This window comes from Hallella mizrahii, assembly GCF_009695775.1.
In the GTDB taxonomy this organism is placed as follows: Bacteria; Bacteroidota; Bacteroidia; order Bacteroidales; family Bacteroidaceae; genus Prevotella; species Prevotella mizrahii.
In genome coordinates, this window is record NZ_VUNG01000021.1 from 43,345 (window position 1) to 62,546 (window position 19,202).

The window sequence follows — 19,202 nt, forward strand, 5'->3', positions numbered from 1 at the left end:
TCCGTTTTGATACGTTCCATCTCTTTTTGGAAGAGCATGTCGTTCCAGTCCTTGGAACCATCGGGCGGAACCTCACGCACGACGGTCAGCTTGGGCAGTGCCTTACCGTCACGTCGCTGGGGATCGAAGAAGCGGACGGCATAGGTCTTGACAGCCTGATAAGGCGACTCCCCCCTATCAGTAAGCGCATGGGGATCGTGTGTGCCGAAGGCGGGACGGGTATTGAACTCATTGATGTCGTCCCATTTTACGTCTGAGACAAAGCCCTTTGGAAAATGCTCGTCAAGGAACCAGTTCAGAGCGTCGGTTTCTTCCTCTGTCAATCCCTCATAGTCGCCGTTCTCCAAGGCTGGTATCGCCCAGTCGGGAATGTCGTAGGTGCCTATCTCCTTCAGACGGCCTTGCTCCTGACCGATACAGAGCTTGTCTGTCAGCTTTTTGTAGTATTCCTCATGCAGCCGCATAGCCTTGCGTGTCTGTTCCTCTATCTCAAAGTCAGGACACAGCCCTGATGTCTTCATGGAATAGAGCTCGTCGGCTTCATTCTCATATAGTCCATAGGCATCCTGCAAGTCTTTGGGCAGCCGGTACTCGTCGCCGGAGAGCAGATTATCGGGATTCCGCAGGGAGGCCATATAGTCCTTCATGTCCTCGCCGACCTTGGGCAGACCTTCGCGAACGTGACGCAGCTCGGTATGGAAGTTCTCGGCAAACTGCCTTCCTGCCATGTCGTTGTCGAAGCACAGGTGATGGCAGGCCTCGGGCGCTTCCCTGATGACCCCACGGAACTGCATGACCGTGGGATTGCCACCGGTGGAGAGATAGACGGCACGGCGCAGCTCCTCATTCTTCCAGGCGTGGAGCTGGTAGTAAGCCATGGCATCGTAGGCACTCTCGAACCACAGCACATGGCGGGCATCCTTCAGTTCGGTGCCCTTGGGACTGGCTATCCACAGTCCTTCCGAGGCGTTGCTGCCAAGGGCCTTGCCCTTATAACCGCTGGACCCGTCGAGACGCGGACGGCCACGCTCTTCGAGTCCGACGATGTCCTTCCCACCGGGAACCGTCAGCGGAAAGGCAAGGTTGGTACGGTGGATATTCTTCTCATTTTCAACTTGTTTCGTTGAAAGCATGAAGTAAGACGAGAAGGCTCTTTGAACATAAGGCTTGATCATGCGACTGTTGAAGAACTGTCCGAATTTGCGTATGTTCTCGGCTCTGAGTTTTTGGAAGTATGTGAACTGATAGTCCTTGACGCTGAAAGGCTTGGCCTGGCGACGGGGCTCGATGATGTTGTGCATGGATCTGTCGATGGGTTGGTTGAGAAGTCGGTTGCAAACGAGGTTGACGAGGTGGTGGGTGTTCATCCCGGGCCGGAACTCCTGGAAGAGGTCGGGGTGATGGATGATAAACGACACCACACTGTAGACCTTCTGCTCAGGCGGATGGAAGCAGCCCTTGCCGTTGGCCGTGACAATGAACTTGTCACCAGAGACACGTCTGCCGTCGCTGCCGACCCTCACATACGACGGCCAGCGCAGTCCGTCACGACGGTTGAGGTGGTAACCGGCGTCACGGAGCACGTCCTGAATGTCGATGCGCTCGCGGAAGTCGTTGTATGTCAGTGGCATATTTATCTGTTGCTAATGGTTTATCGGCTGAATCCTCCCATGTCACGGGCATTGATACCCGCGTGGAGTCCGGCATCAAAGGCACGCTCGGCAATGTCCTGCGGGGAGTCGACTCCGGGCTTGACATAGATGCGGCCGGTGCCGTGAACCTCCTGATGGAACACGGGGGCGGAATGGGGATGCTTGATGTGCTCTACATTGTGGGCGATGTCGGCACCGAGATAAGTGGCATCGCTGAGGGCGGCGAGACCGGCACCGACGAAGGCTCCAAGGTTGAAGCCCTGACGCATCTCCGGACGGGTCTTCATATCGACCTCGTGGAAGACCTTCGACATCATGCGCTGACGCTGGTAGTCGTCCACGGCCATGTATTTGTCATACTGTTTCTTGCTGATGTCATGACTGATGACCTCACCGTTGATGACGGCGCACATCCGATAAGTGAATTTCTGCTCCTTATTACGCTGTTCCTGCTCCATGTCTTTGTTCTGGGCGTTGTCGAGTGTAGGAGTCTTCTCTACCCAAATGTCGCCGACTTCCACATCTCTGCCGTGCTTGCCCTCACGGTACCAGCCCTTGCGGTCGTTCATCGCCTCCAGGTCACGGCCGTTGGCATAGCCCAGCTCGGGGTCAAGAGTCGGTGCATGGTGCTGCTGCGCCAATGGGTCAGTCGTGAGCTGAATCTTATCGTCGGCAACCATACGGGCCTTCAGCTGTGCTTCGACCTCCGGCTTTAACCTGAGGGAGACCGTCTCCCGACTGTTGAGCGTGTCCATCGTGATCTTGTCCTGAAAATCACCACTGATAACTCGGTTCAAGATGCCTAAGCGCTCCTTCATGGGCGTTGACTTGAGTGAGTTGTCGGTCAGCTTCTTCACCTCACTGTCGGTAAGGTCATAAACAAAATCCTGCTGGGTAGCACGAGACTGAATGGTCAGTGTCTTCTTGTCAGCATCGACGAGGATTCCATGGGAGGAGAGTACCTGCTGCCACTTCTCATTGCTGAAATAGACATTGGACGTGATCAGTTCCTTGTAGGGTTTGGCAGGCTCCTGCGGACGGGGACGGCTGACAGTCTGCGGAAGGATGTTCTGCATCTCCTGCAAGGGATCGGCATGGCCTCCTTTGTAGTAGTAGCCGTAGCCGCCACTTTTCAGCTCTCCCGGACGCAGACGGCCGTCGGTATGGTCGGCCACCATCGGCACGACGGCTACACCCGCCATGCGACGGAGGTGCATGCCGGGCTGCCTGGTGGGAGCCCAGCCAAGGAACGACCTGCCGTAAGCTGTCGGAATGAAATCGGAATGAAAGGCATCAGGATGCTCACGGTAGCCGTGGAGCCCCATGGCCACACGGCTGTTGACGCTTCGGGCGGAGATATAGGACGAGGGCACGTCGAAGTCCTTGCCGACAATCTGGTTGAAAGTCCTGTAGGCTTTCTTGTTGGCGTAGTTGCTGCCACCGTCGCCGAGGGCACGGAACTGCTGCTCGCTGATGTCGTAGGTTATCATTGGCGAGTCGTGGCCTTGCACGAGCAGCTTATAGCGGTCCTGCTCGACAGCGAGCTGGGCTCTCATGCCGTTCTTGCGAAGCAGCTCTCGGAGCTCGTAGGACAGGTCGCCGCGGTAAGACATGGCTTCTGATCGGATGCTCATAGGGTTGTTGGGTAAAAGGGTTACTAATTGCTGATGCATTCCTCAAACAGAGCCTCGCGGAAGTCCAGGAAACTCTTGGCGGCTTCCTCACTCTGAGGGAAGATGTCATTGTCATGGCAGAACTGCTCATAGTCTTCTGTCATCTCTTTTGACTGGAGGGTGACAAAATCAACGGCATTGATGTTGCCAGCCTCATACTGCTCGCGTAATGTGTCGTAATCCGGGTAGTTCATAAAAGTATCAGTTTGAATGGTGAATAATTTAGCAGGAACGCGTGAGCTGCCGCGCCTCTTCGTTAGACGGGAGGTAGCTGCGCTGTAAGGAGTAGCCGTCGCTGTCACGCTGCTCGTCGATGCCTACTCCATAGCGTTGGGCCTGACGGAGCAACGCATCGCAGATGTCCTGGGTGAACTCGTTTTCGGGAACATAGGACAGGACGCCGCCTCTGTTGACCCAGCAGCCGTCGTTGCCAAAGGAGTATTCCGGCATCTGACGGCGTACCATCTTTTCCCATCGGCTGGCATCACCGGCTACGACGACAACGCCGTTCTCGGAGAAAAGGTCGAGGCCGATGGTGATACGCTCGTCGCGGTCGAGGAAGGTCGTCGTGACGAGTCCGCCGTGTTGGAAGCTGAGGATGTCCTCAGGCGTGAGGTCGAACTCATTGTTGATGTTCATGAGGTTGCGGCCGATGATCTGAGTCGGGGAATAGACCACGCCGTTGGTGTCGCGGTCGAGCTGCACGAAGGCTTTTATCTTTTGGGTACTCTCCTCCCCGTCAGACGACAGGAGCGTCTCCTCGATGTCGGAGACGATGACCTTCCCTGCGAGCAGCAGACTGCGCTCCTTGTCGGTGAAAGACGACAGATCGGCCTCCTTCAGTTTGGGCGAGAACAGAACGTCGATGCCGTCCTCTGTCTCCGTCAGACAGAACTTGGCGTAGCAATGAGTGAGTCCGAACGGCTGCCGGATGCTGATGGGCAGCAACGGCGATTTCAGCCCTGACTCAAGACGCTCGTGGACATAATCCGGGAGGTCGTAAATCATCTCCTCGGTCAGTCCGAACTCACTGAGAATGTCGAGAGGATATTCCTCTCTATGGAATGGTTTGTATGGCATAAGTATGCTTTTTGGTGAACATTACGATAGCAAAATTAAGCAGTATTACGGCTTGTACCTAAGTTCAAGCAAAAAATCAGCATTATTGCATAATATGTTGATATATTGGTTCTAAACAGAATACTAAATCGAACCAATCCAGCTAATAACTGTGCAATAGTACGGGTTGTCAGCGTGTAATTCTTTTCAAGCCTCTCTTGTGTGCTATCTTTGTGGCATGATCATAAGAACCACGCTCAAAATTGTTTTTCTGATGACTTGTCTTGTCCCCTGCCGGGCACAGACAGCATCGGGTTATTTCCATACCATTGGCGAAGGCGAACGGCATGGAAAGGTTGTTACTGCCCATGTAGAAATGCCCATGTCGTGTGATACATTGGCAGCAGAAAGTTCGGAGCCGCCTGACACTCCATCAGAGAAAGCAAAAACGGAGATGCCGAAGCCAGCAGCTCCCGTAAAGAAAGCTCCGAGGATGCGCAGCTACAGAAATTGGAAAGAAAGGGAGCTGACGATGTTCAACCTTTTGGAGGTCATCAGGGAAGTGGGCTTGTCAAATGGGCTGATCGTCCTTGCCCAGGCTCTGTTGGAAACCGGTCATTTCTCCTCTAACGTCTGCAAGGAGTACAACAATCTCTTTGGATTGTACGACAGTAAGAACAGGGAATATTTCCGGTTCAACAGATGGGAGGACAGCGTGGTGGCGTATCAGCGGATGATACAATACAGGTACAAGGGTGGCAACTACTTCCAGTTCCTCAAAAGGATTGGCTATGCCGAAGACCCACGGTATATCGTCAAACTGGCAAGGATGGTCAAGAGCATTTATAAGGATGTAGTTACAAGGTGATAAAATGCGCAAAAGTACTTCAAATATCAGTCGTAAAATTTTGAGAATCAACAGATTTTTCGTATCTTTGCAATATAAGCCAGGGATGTGCACACTCGTTTTGGCTGGTTGGCTGATGGCAGTCGACGGCCATGCGCAGACGGGTAAAACCTCTCCCTTCAATACGATTGGAGAGGGCTTCAAAAAACATCCGGAAAAGGCAATAGAACTTGGCGAATCAGAGAATGATGAGCCAGGTGACACCATCGATGATGCTGACGTCATGCTGCCGCCCGCTGACAGTCTGAGAGCTTATCTGCCGATGGTGGCTCTTCCGCTCAAGCGTATCAGCGTCAGCTCGCCCTTCGGGTTACGCATGGATCCGATGGACAAGCGCAGGAGAAGGATGCACAGCGGATTGGACTTGAAGGCGCATTACGAACCGGTGTTCTCGATGTTGCCGGGAACCGTCGCCACCGCGTCCTACTCCATCAAGGGCGGTTGTTATGTGACGATCAACCACGGTTTCTTCGTCTGCTCCTACCTCCATCTCTCCAAGATACTGGTCGTTGCAGGGCAGCGTGTCAGCGCAGGGCAGCCGATAGCCGTCAGCGGAAACAGTGGGCGCAACACTACAGGTCCGCATCTTCACGTCTCATGCCGCTGGGGAGGTAACAAAGGGAAATACTTTGACCCGGCGCTCATTCTTGAATACATCACCACACAACTAACAAACAAGTAACATCATGGGAGTCATACTTATCCTCGTCCTCATCCTGCTTATCTGGCGGGGAGGCAAGAACAAGCAGAAAAAACGCCGCCGTCGGACCTATATCGGTAAGTCCGACTGGGAGAAGATGTGCGATGACGGTGGGAAATTTTATGGGTGGTAGATATTTCTACCTTGGTATTCTTGTGGATTATTACTTTTTTCGTAATTTTGTGGCGAAACGTACGGCATTTCATTTAGTATCATTGCAGAAGCGTGTGACGTTTCCAATAGTACGACATGTAATATAAGAGAACAAAGAAGATGGAGTTTCCGGAGATTTATTCAGCATCGGGTCTGATGGAATTGATTCAGCAGATCGGTTTTCTGCCGTTGCTCGACAGTGGCATCGTCGGTTTTTCGGCCGAAGAAATTGTCGATGAGGATTGTGGGTATGTTGCTCTATCCGAAGGTGGATGGGAATGGCCACTATGGAAATGGAAGGGAGAGATTGTGACGGAGATGCCATGTATGTATGGAAAGTTCTTCAATAAGAAAGCGGGATTCATCAGCAAAGAGTGGTGGCCGGATTTCTGCAATTACAGAAGAAGTAAATATCCATATCCCACAGACGGTTCGATAGAAGAAGCCATTCTCAGTATGCTTCATTCCAAGGGCAGTATAATTACAAGAGAACTTCGCGATGCATGCGGCTTCAATGGGAAAGGTATGCGAAGCAAGTTTGACAACTATCTGACAAGGTTGGAGATGGCAACGTACATTGTGATTGAGGATTTCGTCTATCCGCATGACAAACACAACCGCGAATATGGCTGGGGGTGGTCATTGCTAAATACGCCCGAGGAACTTTATGGTGCTGATGCTTGCAGATGTGACTGTTCCCCTGAAGCATCCTTTCAAAAGATATTTGATCACCTGAAGACGATGTTACCTGAGGCTACCGATAGGCAGCTGCTGAGAATTATTGGTTGACTCTATGTAGATCATTAGTTAAACTTTCTTTATTGATATATAGTTTTTCATATAGGCGTATGGACTTGGGCATTGCCAAATACCACTTTGAGGTAGGTGCTGGAAAGGTCAACTTTGAGTGGGTATAAAAAGTATGTCAATCAAATAAATCGGAATTTATGTTGAATCAAGGCATCAACATACTAAAAAGAAGTAATATGGAATATAAGGTTTTGAACAATGGACTGAAAATGCCGATGGTCGGGTTAGGTGTCTATAATATCTCCGAGAGGGAAACCCAGAGAGTGGTCGAAGATGCCGTATTGGTAGGCTATAGGAGTATCGACACTGCTGCTATGTACTGCAACGAGAAGGGCGTTGGTGATGCAGTTCGGGCATGCGGTGTTCTCCGTGAAGAACTGTTCATCACGACCAAGATATGCGATTCCTGCTATACGAGGGAGGAAACACTGCGCACAGTTGACCATTCCATGAAGCAGTTGGGACTTGACTATGTGGATTTGATGCTGATTCACTGGCCTGTCGGAAATCCAACCGTCATGTGGCATACGCTCGAAGAACTCTATGAGCAAGGTCTGTTCAAGGCTATCGGTGTATCTAACTTCTATCCCAATACGTTCCCCAAGATTGTAAATGATGCTAAGGTGATGCCTGTTGTGAACCAATGCGAGACCCATGTGCTCTATCAGCAAAGGAAGATGCTGGAATACCTGAAGCCGTACAACACGGCATTGGAAGCATGGAGTCCGCTGGCAGAGGGGAAGCACGGTATCTTCAGGAACAAGTCTTTGCTACGGATTGGCGAGAAGTACGGCAAGACATCCGCTCAGATAGCCTTGAAGTTCTTGATTCAGAACGGCATTGTCATTATCCCCAAGACGACGCACAAGGAAAGGATGATGGAGAACATCAATCTCTTTGACTTCACCCTGACAGATGATGACCTCCAAGAGATCCGCTTGCTTGACACTGGCAGGAATGTCACGGGATGGCCCTCGGATGCGCTGAGGTACGAAGTTTAGACAGAATAAACTTAAACATATCATATCATTAGGGAAGAAAAGAAATTAAAAGCGATGTTCTTCAACGACGGTTCTATTTGAATATTTATGTCAAAGGCTGGACCTCACCTTCCTTTTGCTCATCTTTTGAGTCCGAGAAAACAGGAACAACCAGAAGTAACTCCCTCGTTGGACTTATATCGGTAAGTCCGACTGGGAGAAGATGTGCGATGACGGTGGAAAGTTTTATGGGTGGTAGACCTCTATTTTGTCTTTACGACGATGAACACCATGTCTGCTCCTTCTATTGAAGGTCTCACTTGAATTTCCTTCTTATCGATGCAAATGTTTCCCACAAATTGTGTACCTTTGTATTAATAAATACGAATAACTATGAAAAGGTTTTTGGTTACGACGACACCATTGCTTGACGGCATCAAAATCCAAGAATATCTTGGTGTAGTGAATGCCAACATCGTTATTGGTGCCAATGTCATTTCGGACTTCGCCGCATCTCTCACTGATTTCTTTGGTGGAACATCTGACTCCTACCAAAAGAGGATGAATGAAATGTATGAAAGCGCCATCAAAGAACTGAAGCGTAAGACAATGCTTATGGGAGGGAATGCTATTGTCAGTTTTAATGTGGATTTTGACGAACTCTCAGGAAAGGGAAAATCCATGTTTATGCTTAGTGCTACTGGTACAGCTTGTGTAGCAAATCTGAATGAAGACATAAAATTGTCCGACAATGGTAGTATAATAAGTGCTGATAATGTAAAGAGAGTTGTGGAAAAGAATAAGATTTTAAAGAAGCTCTCTTCACATGAAGCATTAACTGCTTCCGATTGTAATCAAATGCTTGCTAACCCTTCATGTGATTACTTGGAATACATCTTCCAATATTATTACCCAATATTCAGAAAAGACGGGAACTTAAACTATAGTGAAGAGACTAAACAGCTTGTTTCATTATTGCAGGAACAAGAAGTTGTTCCAATTGTGTATAAGTATTATCCTCAGAACAAAGCTATTGCAAAACTTATAATTGGATGCAGCTTGTTTGATCCTAAATCTGTCCTTGATCTTCTTTCCAAAGACAAGGACCTTGCAATTGATGTCTTAGCGGCTGATAAGCCATACTATAATATGGAAGATGTGGCAATCATGGAGCAGATTATAAAAGGTTTCGAGGAACTTCCTGACATCGCTACGCATACCAAAGGAAAGCTTGGACTCTTTGGGAAGGAAACCGACATTATTATATGTCCCTATGGTCATAAATATTTACCAGAGAATAATTGCTGTCCTACGTGTGGAACTGATGTTCGAGGACTTACTATTGATGACAGAGAAATAGTAGAGAATTTCAAAACCAAGGTTCAAGTTATCAAGAAAGAACTAAGCGGAAACTAAGGGTTCACTTGTTGGTTTTGGGCAATATCTTTTGCTTCGCAGCATTAAAAGCTGCGAAGCAGAAGGTGTTGATTATAGAATTATCAAAAAATGGGGTCAAACTTCTCATGGCTGGATTGCATAAAATGTTAGTACCGCTTGTTTTGTCCACCCATAGGAATAGGCCACGCCTTTAAGCTATTGGTAGTAGAGGTAGGATAAATTTTATTACCATTTTCAACTCTAATCCTATTTTGCTTCTTATTGTTCTCTTCTTTTCTATATTCTCTTGTATCTATGGTTCTACTTTTTCCGAGTGCCTGCTTTATCTTTTCTGTTTCTTTAGCTAATATATATGCTTCTTTCTTTTCTCTCAGTCTTTGTCGAAGTTCAGCTTTTTTCTTTTTTTTCGCTTGCCACTCTATTCGGCGATCGAAGTTTCTTGCTGCCTTAGAGATTTTTTTTGATTGCTCGTCACCATTATTAGCGAATGAGTAATCCACCAATTTCAAATTATTTCTGTCTATCTCGCCAATGGAGTCCTCTTTAGAATAGGATTTGCGAATTTCATTCAACGCTTGCTTTGACTTATCAGAGAGAAAATCAGCTAATTTCATAGAATTATGTTAGTAAAGAAAGAATGTTGATAATGACTAATAACTTGGCATTAATGCCTTGTTACATCATGTTGGACTCAATAGCTCTTTACGCCACCCCTATCAGCTCAATGTCGAAGATGAGCGTGGAACCGCCGGGGATGCCGGGTTGCGAGAATTTGCCATAGCCCATCTCTGCCGGGATATAGAGCTCCCACTCATCGCCGACGTGCATCTGCTGCAGGGCAATGATCCATCCGTCTATCAGGTCGCTCAGTCGCATGGCAATCGGCGTGCTGCCCCGACTGCTGTCGAACTTCCTGCCGTCGATGGTCCAGCCGGTGTAGTGAACGGTGACGATGCTTCGTCTTTGAGGCTGTGCCCCGTTAGGCTTACCCTCCTTCAATACTTTATAATAGATGCCTTTGGGGAGCGCTTTAACGCCCTCCTCCTTGGCTTTATCCTCCAACCACTTGCGGTTGGCAATAATGTATTCGCGCTTAGACATTATGCTTGCTATTTTGTGGTTTTACTATCTTATCTTTACATTTACAAAGGTACCACTTTTTTCAGTTTGACTGGCAATATTATATCCTAAAATCCGCAAGAAGAGCCTGTAATGCCAGTTTTGACCCAAAATCTATTTCTTTGTGAGAATTGTAGACAAAAACGGCTCCTATCCTTTCGATTAGCATCTTTTGGCGTACAACAACCCCTTACCCCATAAAGCGTTTAGGAGCTCACCGCTATAAAATTCAACATGTCTGCTTTCATTATCCGAAATCAGATTTGAAGACGGTCGCATACGCATTCTGCTCAGTGTAGATATTAAGTACAAACTGCCTTGCCGTCTTAATCCACTTTGCGGGCACAGTGATGAACTTGAAGGTGAAGTCTTTCAGTCTGCTCGTGGGTTTAAGACCAAATGGCTTCAAGTCCTTTGCCTGCACAAGGAATTGATAGAATTTGTATTTTTGCCATGCCGTGTTAATGAATTGCTAATTTGTTTTTACACCACTAAGTTAAGTGATTTTTTTGACATAGACAAATCCTGAGCAACTTTTTGTTGCTCAGGACGTTATAAGATATTAGAGACTATAGTGGTGCGGATATTAGGTACAAGACATTATTCTTCACTGCCGCTCCACAGACTGCCGCTTCCAAAGGAGGAAGATTCATCTGATGTGATGAAACTGTTGCCCTTGCTATTTGCGGCTCCCGTGGCCGGCTCTTCGCTGATGCCTATTGTAATTGAACCTGAACCGGCCATGATGCCCTCTGGCTCAACAGCCTTTACCTTGATACTGGGTGACAGATATATTTTCTTCTTCATAATGCGATTATTATTTACGGTGTTGTTTAATGATGATAACTTATTCTTTAGAAATGGAATATATGCTTACTTCTTCACAATCTTCTTCCCGTTGACCACGTAGATACCGGTAGCAAGGCTGTTCTTGACATCTTCGTAATTGTCGGCTATCTTCCGGCCTTGCAAATCGTAAACGGCACCGCTGCTGATGCTGCTCCCTGCGTTGACGGAACTGATACCGGTGGAAACGCCATCAACGACAAAGCGATAGCTCTTGGCTGCGGATGCCGATGGCAGGACAAGGTATGCACGGTAAGCGGGAATAGTAGCATTGGCATTCTCCGTTTTTATCGGATGCCAATAGTTGTCGGATTGCAGGATGTAAGCACCGGCATTAGCGGCCTCTTCATTCGTCAAGCCTGTTACAGTACCCACGAAGACTGTAGAGGATGTCGACGCCGGTTGTGCTCTCACACTGATATTCTCACCGCCCAGATTCACGGACCTATCCGTCACCTTTATCATATAGGGCTGATAAGCAGAGAGCATATTACCCGAGCCTGTGGTGAAGTTCACCGTAGTATGGGCATCATCTACATTGCTGAAATCACTGTAAGTGGTGTTCACAGGAACGGGCAGGTCATAGGGCAGGCAAACCGTATAATATCCCTCACTGAACGTGCGGCTGTTGGTCAACTTCTTGGCAAGGAACTCCAAGCCAACCGGCAGTGCAGTGCCGTCAGTGATCCGGAAGTCGTCGCACGTCCATCCGTCGGCGCCATGGTAGATATAGTTGGCTGATCCTTTCTTGCTCTCCTTGCAGGGCGTTGGTATCGTGTCCTCGCCTAAGGTCTGGCCCCAGGCTGATCCGAGCTTGCCGAGCACATAGCCGCTCTTGAGCTGGGCAACGGTAACAAGCTCCCCACTTGCTGAAAAATCACTGTTAATGTAATAGCAATTATTGACAGTGCCGTCGCTTCTATCATCGTCATTAAATGAATAAATGATAGGATCATACATCCAGTCACTTTTATCAGTACCAAGGAAAAGACAATTACTTATTATGTTGTCTTTATTAGATGCTGAAAGGTAATCGAAGGATCCAGCGATGCCGCCGGAAACTTCTTCTGCATAGACATCGGCATCCGACCAGCAGTCGGTTATCTTGCCACCTTTCGTAACATTACCCACGATACCGCCTCCTAAACCTGCACACTTTAGTTTACCACTGAAAGAACAGTTACTTACGAGGCCACCAACCATCATATTGGCTATACCACCTAAACCATTATAGTCATTGCTGGATATGCTGTCTGTGATGATGCCCTCAACATGCAGGTTGGTTATCTTGCTATTGCTGTTGATGACACCAAACAGACCGGGATATTCCTGATATTCGTGTTTTCCGATGTTGATCGTATGATGAGCGCCATCGAATGTACCATTGTAGTTTTCAATAGCCTTCCACGATCCTGTCCCTTCGCCGTAAACAGAGACCAAGTCGATATCCTTCGTGAGTTTGGCACTGACATCGCCTCTGACGTTGTTGACGAAATTGCGGAACTTGACGAGGTCCTCAGCCGTACTCAGCAGAAAAGGATTCTCCGTTGTGCCGTCACCATTCAGGTTGATACCCACATTGAGCACACAGTTCACCTTCATGTCGGCAAGCACCTTCGTATCGGCGGTCACGGCAACTTCTTCATTGTCGCCGTCCGTCGTATTGTAACTGACATTATAGATATACTCTGCGTCGTAGCCGTCGCCCGCGAGTTCCTGTATTGTGGGCAGGTTAAACTTATTATATCGGTTCACGAAGAGCGTGTCGAATGCGACGTTGTTCTTCAGGAACTGCACGAGATAGACCTGTGCCGAGTCGGCAGCCGTGAGGCATGGCACGGTGTCGGTACCGAGGATCTGTCCCCACACATTCGTGCTGCCGCCATTCTGCAGGGCATGAGCCACGTAGCCGCTCTTGAGCTGCTCCGCCGTCACCTGAGTGGCTTTCGAATCTGTGCCGTTGAGGTAGTAACAGTTGGATATGGTGCCAAGAAAGTAACCGGCAATACTGTTATTATTGTAATATGGAGTCTCTTTATCTAAGGTTAGATGAAACAGATTTCCATAAAAAAGGCAATTAACGATACTACCGCTTTTCCAATCACCAGTGCCACAGATACCACCACAATAATATTGGCTCGCCTGGCCCGCCTTTATTTTTGCATCAGACCAGCAGTTGCTGATTTTACCATATGAATAACCGGCAATACCACCGATTCCTTCTGCGTCTTTATTAAAATTTCCACTGAATGAGCACTTGTCAATTTTGCCAGCATTATAAGCTGCAACTCCTCCAGAAAACTCACCAGAATAGATATAACCTTCTACATGCAAATTGAGTATTTCTCCACCATTGTATCCGAATAGCCCTTGATAAGGTTGACTCTTTTTATTTACCGATGCATAAATATATAAGCCAGAAATACTCTTGCCATTACCATTGAATGTACCGGTAAATTTCGAATAGTCTGTTAGATTCCTTGCTGCTTCTCCTTTTCTTATCACTCCTATTGGCTCCCACGACCCAATACTCTTTCCGCACACGGTTGACAAGTCGATGTCATCGGTGAGTTCACCGCTGATGTCTGTGTTGCCTAAGTTCACGTAGTCACGGAATGCGGCAAGGTTCTCGGCAGTGCCGATGAGATAAGGCTCGTCGGTGGTGCCGGAGCCCTCGAGGTCAAGAGTAGCCGTGTAGCTGCATGCCACCTGCATGTCGGCAGTAACCTGCGTGTCCTTGGTCACTTCCATCTTGGTGTCGTTGATTGTCGTCTTATACGCGGGGGTATAGACGAGATACTTACTGTAGCTGCCACCCGCAATCTTCTCGGCTGTCGGCAAGTTGAGTGTGTCGTAGCGGTTCACATAGATTGAGTCGAAGGCTGTGCTGCCCTGCAGGTACTTCACGAGGTAAACCTGTGCCGAGTCGTTGCCTGTCAGCATCGGTGTGTCATCAGTGTTGAGCGTCTGGCCCCATACGGCATCGGTGCGGCCAGCCTGCAAGGCACGGGCAATGGCACCGCTCTGGAGTTGGGCAGCTGTGACGAGGGTAGCTCTTGGAGCCAGAGAATCCTTCGGTAGGAATACATCGGCAAAGCAGTTAATGACCGTGCCACTGCTACGTACTACGATGGATGAGGATCCTTCGTCAGCCGAATAAGATGGGTTGTATTGCGAGTAAATATTGTTAGCGGTAAAGCAGTTGCTGATCACACCCGTGGGATTGTTGTATCCGCAGATACCGGCAAGTGTCTTCGTGTTAGCACCGCTCCAGATATGCTGGATGGTCGTGCCTATGACTGCACAGTCGATGATTGTACCTGAGTTCTTGCTTACAATACCTGCGAGGTTATTGTAATTACCGCACTGCACGAGGCTGTTCTTTACTAAGATGCCGCTTACAGTTCCGGCATTCGATCTTGCAACGAGAGCACTTCCCTCATTGCCTTGTATTAATTCTCGAGCTTTATCAAGGGTGAGGTTTTTCACTACACCGCCTGTCACGATAGAAGAAAAGAGAGGGTTCCATGTGCCTGCGCCCTGATTGAAGTTGGATAACGTATGTCCGTTACCATCGAGTGTACCAGCAAAGTTATTGATCATCGGCCAAACCGATTTTACGGAACCATAATCAATATCCGCTGTGAACTTTGCTTTAATTGTTGTGTTACCAAGATTCACATAGTCGCAGAACGCTAAGAGGTCTGTCGTGGACGCAATCTCATAAGGAGTCTCGATGGTTCCGGAGCCAGGGAGCGTAAGACCGCTGATCGTTGCTGTGCAAGCGAGTGTGAGGTCGCTTGTGATTGGAGTCTCTGTAGTCACGGCATTGCCGGTAGTGCCATCAGAAGTGAGCTCACTGCATGAAACGGTATACGATAGTCCTGGATTGTAGCTGCTGCCAAGGAAATCCTTTGCGAGCGGTAGAGTGTTCAGCGGTTTATTCCTGTTGACGAAAGTAGTGTCGAAAGCGATGTCGTCGTGAGTATAGATCACACGATACAGTTGTGCCTCCTCGTCGGAAGTGAGGCACGGCATGGTATCAGTGCCAATAGTCTGTCCCCAGATGTTCGTTTCAGCGCCGTTCTGCAAAGCATAAGCCACATATCCGCTCTTGAGCTGATCAGCAGTTATCTTTGTTGTAGCATTTTCATCGCTACCGTTGAGGTAGTAGCAGTTGGTGACGGCGCCATAGGATTTTGCTATTGCATTAACACCCGATGAGCCAGTTACTTTACCTGTGAATAGACAGTTGGTTATTTTAGAAGTGTCAGTAATCTCGGTATCGGAATTAGTATAATTACTAACAAAACCAGCTATGCCACCGACACCAGAATGCCCTGATATTTCTGCATCTGACCAACAGTTAATTATCTGACCACCCTTGTATACCAATCCTGCAATGCCACCGTATTGCTGACCTGTCTTTCCAAAATCAGATATCTTACCACTGAACGAACAGTAACTTACTATTCCTGAGTTTACACCTACTATACCGCCAACATGAACAGCTTCAGATGTAATGTTTACTGTTATAGCTCCGTTCACATGTAGATTTTCTACAATGCCAGGTTTGTAGAGGTTTCCAAAAAGACCTAAAGGCCCCTCAGTACCATAATTATCCTTTTTGAAGTAAAGAGACTTGATAGCATGTCTGTTGCCGTTAAAAGTTCCCCTATATTCAAGTTTATAACCTGAGGCTATAGGCTCCCACGACCCAATGCTTTCTCCGCATACTGTCGACAGGTCGATGTCTTGTGTGAGTTTACCGCAGATTGCCGTATTTCCTAAGTTGACGTAGTCGCGGAAAGCGGCAAGGTTTTCAGCAGTACTAATGAGGTAAGGATAATCGGTAGTGCCCTTGCCATTAAGGCCAGGTGACACAGTGTAGCTGCATGTCACCTGCATGTCAGCAGTGACCTTCGTGTCCTTCGTTACTTCCGTCTCAGAGTTGTCAATTACCGCCTTATACGCTGGGGTGTAGACAAGATACTTGCTGTAGTTGCTGCCTGCGAGTCTCTCTGCGGTCGGAAGATTGAGAGTATTGTATCGGTTCACGTAGAGTGAGTCAAATGCTGTACTGCCCTGTAGATATTTCACGAAATACACTTGTGCCGAGTCTACGGAAGTAAGGCGCGGCATTGTATCAGTGCCGATGGTCTGTCCCCACACATACGTGTTATTCCCGTTCTGTAAGGCTTGAGCCACGTAGCCACTCTTGAGCTGGTCCGCAGTAACCTGAGTGGCTTTGGAATCTGTGCCGTTGAGATAGTAGCAGTTGGAGATGGTGCCTTTTGATCCATCACTGACTATGCTGTTATTATTGTAATATGGTATTTCCGTAGGATTGGCATCCTTCGTAACGTAATATCTATTAATAAGTTTACCCCCAAAAAGGCAATTACTAATACTGCCTTCACTGTAACCGCAAATACCTCCATTGTCATTCGGTTGTGCATATATTTTAGCATCTGACCAGCAGTTGATGATTTCACCAGCTGAATGGCCGGTAATACCACCAATATAATCACCTTTGTGGTTAAAGCTGCCGCTGAATGAGCAATTGATAATTTTGCCCAAATTCCAGGCTGCAATACCTCCGGCACAGCCACTAGGAAGATAATATCCGTTTACATGCAAATTTTGTATCTCTCCACCATTGTAACCAAATAGTCCTTGATAATCTGTAGTTCTATTTTGAATTTTCTGATAATTAACATATAATCCAGAAATGCTTTTGCCGTTACCATTGAATGTACCGGTAAATTCCGAAAGGCTTGTTAGATTTGCTCCACTTCCATTTCTAATCACGCCTATCGGCTCCCACGATCCAATGCTTTCTCCGCACACTGTTGACAGGTCGATGTCAGCGGTGAGTTTACCGCAAATTGATGTATTGCCAGCATTCACCTTATCACGGAAAGCTCCTAAGTCGGCGGCATCTTCTATCAGATAAGGATTAGAGGAAGAGCCGTCACCTCCACCGAAGTTACCGTCCTTAGCCCACGATTGCTGATAGAAGCAGCACAACAAAAGGGCAGCCAACAGTTGAAGAGAAGAGAGAAGGGTTCTATTACAGAAGTACCCCTCTCTCATCCTACTCTCGCCGTGAGCTTGTAAGCGATCAATTAAATAGTTCTTCATATTTATAATAGTATCTAATTAGTATTTACTTATCTCTTAATAGCATGGAAACGCAAGGCGTGCGCCCTGCAATTCAAGCAAAGTTAGACAAACTCATGATTTAATTCAACAAATTGATGAAAAATTTGAATAACGAATGCAATTTTTAGGGGTAAAATGGGGTAAAATTGATAAAAAGGCATTAATTTTGTGGTGTATGAGCAACGTTTTATCATTACAATCACTAAAGCATCTCGTTCGCAGTTTCTATCATTGTTATGCTTCAAACCGCGAGGAACGACTGCGCCTGACGATTTTTCTTTTAGGCGTTTTTATGGTGTTGGGTACCATGCCTCTGCAGTTTTTTAACATCATGGGGTCGCCTCATCCTTTCTTCCAAGGTGTGACGGCGGTATTCATCTTGCTTACGCTGACAGGGTTAGCTTTATTGCTCATGCATGTGATCAATATCACACAGGCACTCAACATCACTTGTATAGGGTGCCAAATACTTCAGTCGATACGTATCGTCATCCTCACCCTTCATCCTGAATTAGCTTCGTATGACGTGATGATGCTGAATCTTGTCGCCGACTATATCATCCTCCTCCAGTTGATTATGGCCTCTATACCTAAATCGCCGGTCATCGTTACAGCTATCCAACTGCCCACATTGGCTTTCGCCCATTTTTATCCTCCGCTGGGGCAGGCGCTGTGCAGCACGCAGATATGGCTGTTGTTCACCGTCGTATCGACTCTCAGTTGTGTGATGTCGGTGTTTTCCCAGACTGCCCTCACCCGCTTGCAGGAGGAGCGGACGGAATACAAGACGATCCAGGACAGCTTCCTGAATGCCTTCGGCATTACGAAGAGCGAGCTTGTCACTTTCCTGCAAGTGTGGAAAGGAAACACGGAAAACGATGAGCGGCTCGTACATTTCTTAGACGGGCTCGACCCTACCGCCCAGGCACGGCTGATCAAAGCAGCGAAAATTGTGGAAGCGGAGCATAAAGGCGACTGTGAGAAAATCGCCGAGCATTTCCCAAACCTCACGAAGACAGAACTCAACGTGGCAGCGCTCATCATCAAAGGAAAGACGAAGCACGAGATTGCGGAGATGTTGGGAAAGACAGATAACAACATCGGGACAGTGCGCATCAACATCCGCCGCAAGTTGCAACTGTCTTCTGACATCGACCTCAGGGAATACCTCTTATCTCAGGAAAATGGCTAAAAGCCCAAACCGAACTATAACCCCTAAAATCCACAAGAAAAATCGATAATGCCAATTTTGACTCAAAATCCATTTGTTAGTGTGATCTGTAGTTAGAAACGGCTCCTATCCTTTCGATTGGCATCTTTTGGCGTACAACATCCCCTTACCCCATAAAGCGTTTAGGAGCTCACCGCTATAAAATTCAACATGTCTGCTTTCATTATCCGAAATCAGATTTGAAGACGGTCGCATACGCATTCTGCTCCATGTAGATATTAAGTACAAACTGCCTTGCCGTGTTAATGAATTGCTAATTTGTTTTTGCACAACCAAGTTAAGTGATTTTTTAACATGGCCAAATCCTGAGCAACTTTTTGTTGCTCAAGACGTTATAAGATATTAGAGACTATTGTGGTGCGGATATAAGGCTATTTAAACAGTAAGCGTATCGGTATTCACGTATTGCCACAAAAAAACTGATCAAGAGAGGAGGCTTGCCCAGTTTTGTTAGTCTTTTGTGGAAGGTTGCCAACGGTCTGGCAATAGGTTTCTATAATTCTCCAATG

The 19,202-nt window shown here is 47.5% G+C and carries 14 protein-coding genes and 2 pseudogenes; 7 read left to right on the forward strand and 9 right to left on the reverse strand.

Going from position 1 to position 19,202, the window contains the following annotated elements:
• Positions 1 to 695: 695 nt before the first annotated feature.
• From FYJ73_RS16230 to FYJ73_RS09030, 4 genes and pseudogenes are all read right to left on the reverse strand, one after another.
• Positions 696 to 1,631, reverse strand: a pseudogene (locus tag FYJ73_RS16230) (toprim domain-containing protein); the annotation flags it as partial.
• A gap of 20 nt (positions 1,632 to 1,651) precedes the next feature.
• Positions 1,652 to 3,286 carry a hypothetical protein gene (locus FYJ73_RS09020; RefSeq protein ID WP_154534377.1) on the reverse strand — a complete coding sequence of 545 codons (1,635 nt, stop codon included), beginning with the start codon at positions 3,284 to 3,286 and terminating at the stop codon, positions 1,652 to 1,654.
• 23 nt (positions 3,287 to 3,309) lie between these two features.
• Positions 3,310 to 3,519, reverse strand: a complete 210-nt coding sequence (locus tag FYJ73_RS09025) for a hypothetical protein (protein WP_028910096.1) — start codon at positions 3,517 to 3,519, stop codon at positions 3,310 to 3,312.
• Between the two features lie 28 nt (positions 3,520 to 3,547).
• Complete coding sequence (locus FYJ73_RS09030; protein ID WP_154534378.1) at positions 3,548 to 4,405, reverse strand: DUF4099 domain-containing protein; 858 nt, start codon at positions 4,403 to 4,405, stop codon at positions 3,548 to 3,550.
• A gap of 217 nt (positions 4,406 to 4,622) precedes the next feature.
• Here FYJ73_RS09030 and FYJ73_RS09035 point away from each other — a divergent pair, with 217 nt between their 5' ends.
• From FYJ73_RS09035 to FYJ73_RS09060, 6 genes are all read left to right on the forward strand, one after another.
• Complete coding sequence (locus FYJ73_RS09035) at positions 4,623 to 5,252, forward strand: glucosaminidase domain-containing protein (RefSeq protein WP_154534379.1); 630 nt, start codon at positions 4,623 to 4,625, stop codon at positions 5,250 to 5,252.
• Between the two features lie 85 nt (positions 5,253 to 5,337).
• Positions 5,338 to 5,973 carry a M23 family metallopeptidase gene (locus FYJ73_RS09040; RefSeq protein ID WP_206081749.1) on the forward strand — a complete coding sequence of 212 codons (636 nt, stop codon included), beginning with the start codon at positions 5,338 to 5,340 and terminating at the stop codon, positions 5,971 to 5,973.
• 4 nt (positions 5,974 to 5,977) lie between these two features.
• The gene (locus tag FYJ73_RS09045; protein WP_154534381.1) at positions 5,978 to 6,124 is read left to right on the forward strand and encodes a hypothetical protein; all 147 of its coding nucleotides are present in this window, start codon (positions 5,978 to 5,980) and stop codon (positions 6,122 to 6,124) included.
• A 140-nt stretch (positions 6,125 to 6,264) separates the two neighbouring features.
• Entirely contained in the window at positions 6,265 to 6,933 is a 669-nt protein-coding gene (locus tag FYJ73_RS09050) for an AlkZ-related protein (RefSeq protein ID WP_154534382.1), read from the forward strand.
• A gap of 197 nt (positions 6,934 to 7,130) precedes the next feature.
• Complete coding sequence (locus FYJ73_RS09055) at positions 7,131 to 7,955, forward strand: aldo/keto reductase (protein ID WP_154534383.1); 825 nt, start codon at positions 7,131 to 7,133, stop codon at positions 7,953 to 7,955.
• A 372-nt stretch (positions 7,956 to 8,327) separates the two neighbouring features.
• On the forward strand, positions 8,328 to 9,350 hold the full coding sequence (locus FYJ73_RS09060; RefSeq protein WP_154534384.1) for a YbjQ family protein: 1,023 nt from the start codon (positions 8,328 to 8,330) through the stop codon (positions 9,348 to 9,350).
• Between the two features lie 128 nt (positions 9,351 to 9,478).
• On the opposite strand, the gene FYJ73_RS09065 is transcribed toward FYJ73_RS09060, so the two are convergent.
• The 5 genes and pseudogenes from FYJ73_RS09065 to FYJ73_RS09085 all read right to left on the reverse strand — a co-directional run bounded on the left by FYJ73_RS09065 (position 9,479) and on the right by FYJ73_RS09085 (position 17,441).
• Positions 9,479 to 9,946 (reverse strand): hypothetical protein, encoded by a 468-nt coding sequence (locus FYJ73_RS09065; protein WP_154534385.1) that lies wholly within the window; start codon positions 9,944 to 9,946, stop codon positions 9,479 to 9,481.
• 88 nt (positions 9,947 to 10,034) lie between these two features.
• Positions 10,035 to 10,433: a BamJ family beta-barrel-assembly machinery protein gene (locus tag FYJ73_RS09070; protein WP_154534386.1), complete on the reverse strand. Its 399-nt coding sequence runs from the start codon at positions 10,431 to 10,433 to the stop codon at positions 10,035 to 10,037.
• A gap of 265 nt (positions 10,434 to 10,698) precedes the next feature.
• Positions 10,699 to 10,863: pseudogene (locus FYJ73_RS09075) on the reverse strand (IS1380 family transposase); the annotation flags it as partial.
• 188 nt (positions 10,864 to 11,051) lie between these two features.
• Complete coding sequence (locus FYJ73_RS09080; protein WP_154534387.1) at positions 11,052 to 11,258, reverse strand: toxin PIN; 207 nt, start codon at positions 11,256 to 11,258, stop codon at positions 11,052 to 11,054.
• A gap of 66 nt (positions 11,259 to 11,324) precedes the next feature.
• The gene (locus FYJ73_RS09085) at positions 11,325 to 17,441 is read right to left on the reverse strand and encodes a hypothetical protein (RefSeq protein WP_154534390.1); all 6,117 of its coding nucleotides are present in this window, start codon (positions 17,439 to 17,441) and stop codon (positions 11,325 to 11,327) included.
• A 352-nt stretch (positions 17,442 to 17,793) separates the two neighbouring features.
• On the opposite strand from FYJ73_RS09085, the gene FYJ73_RS09090 reads away from it, so the two are divergent.
• On the forward strand, positions 17,794 to 18,654 hold the full coding sequence (locus FYJ73_RS09090) for a helix-turn-helix transcriptional regulator (protein ID WP_206081750.1): 861 nt from the start codon (positions 17,794 to 17,796) through the stop codon (positions 18,652 to 18,654).
• Positions 18,655 to 19,202 lie beyond the last annotated feature (548 nt).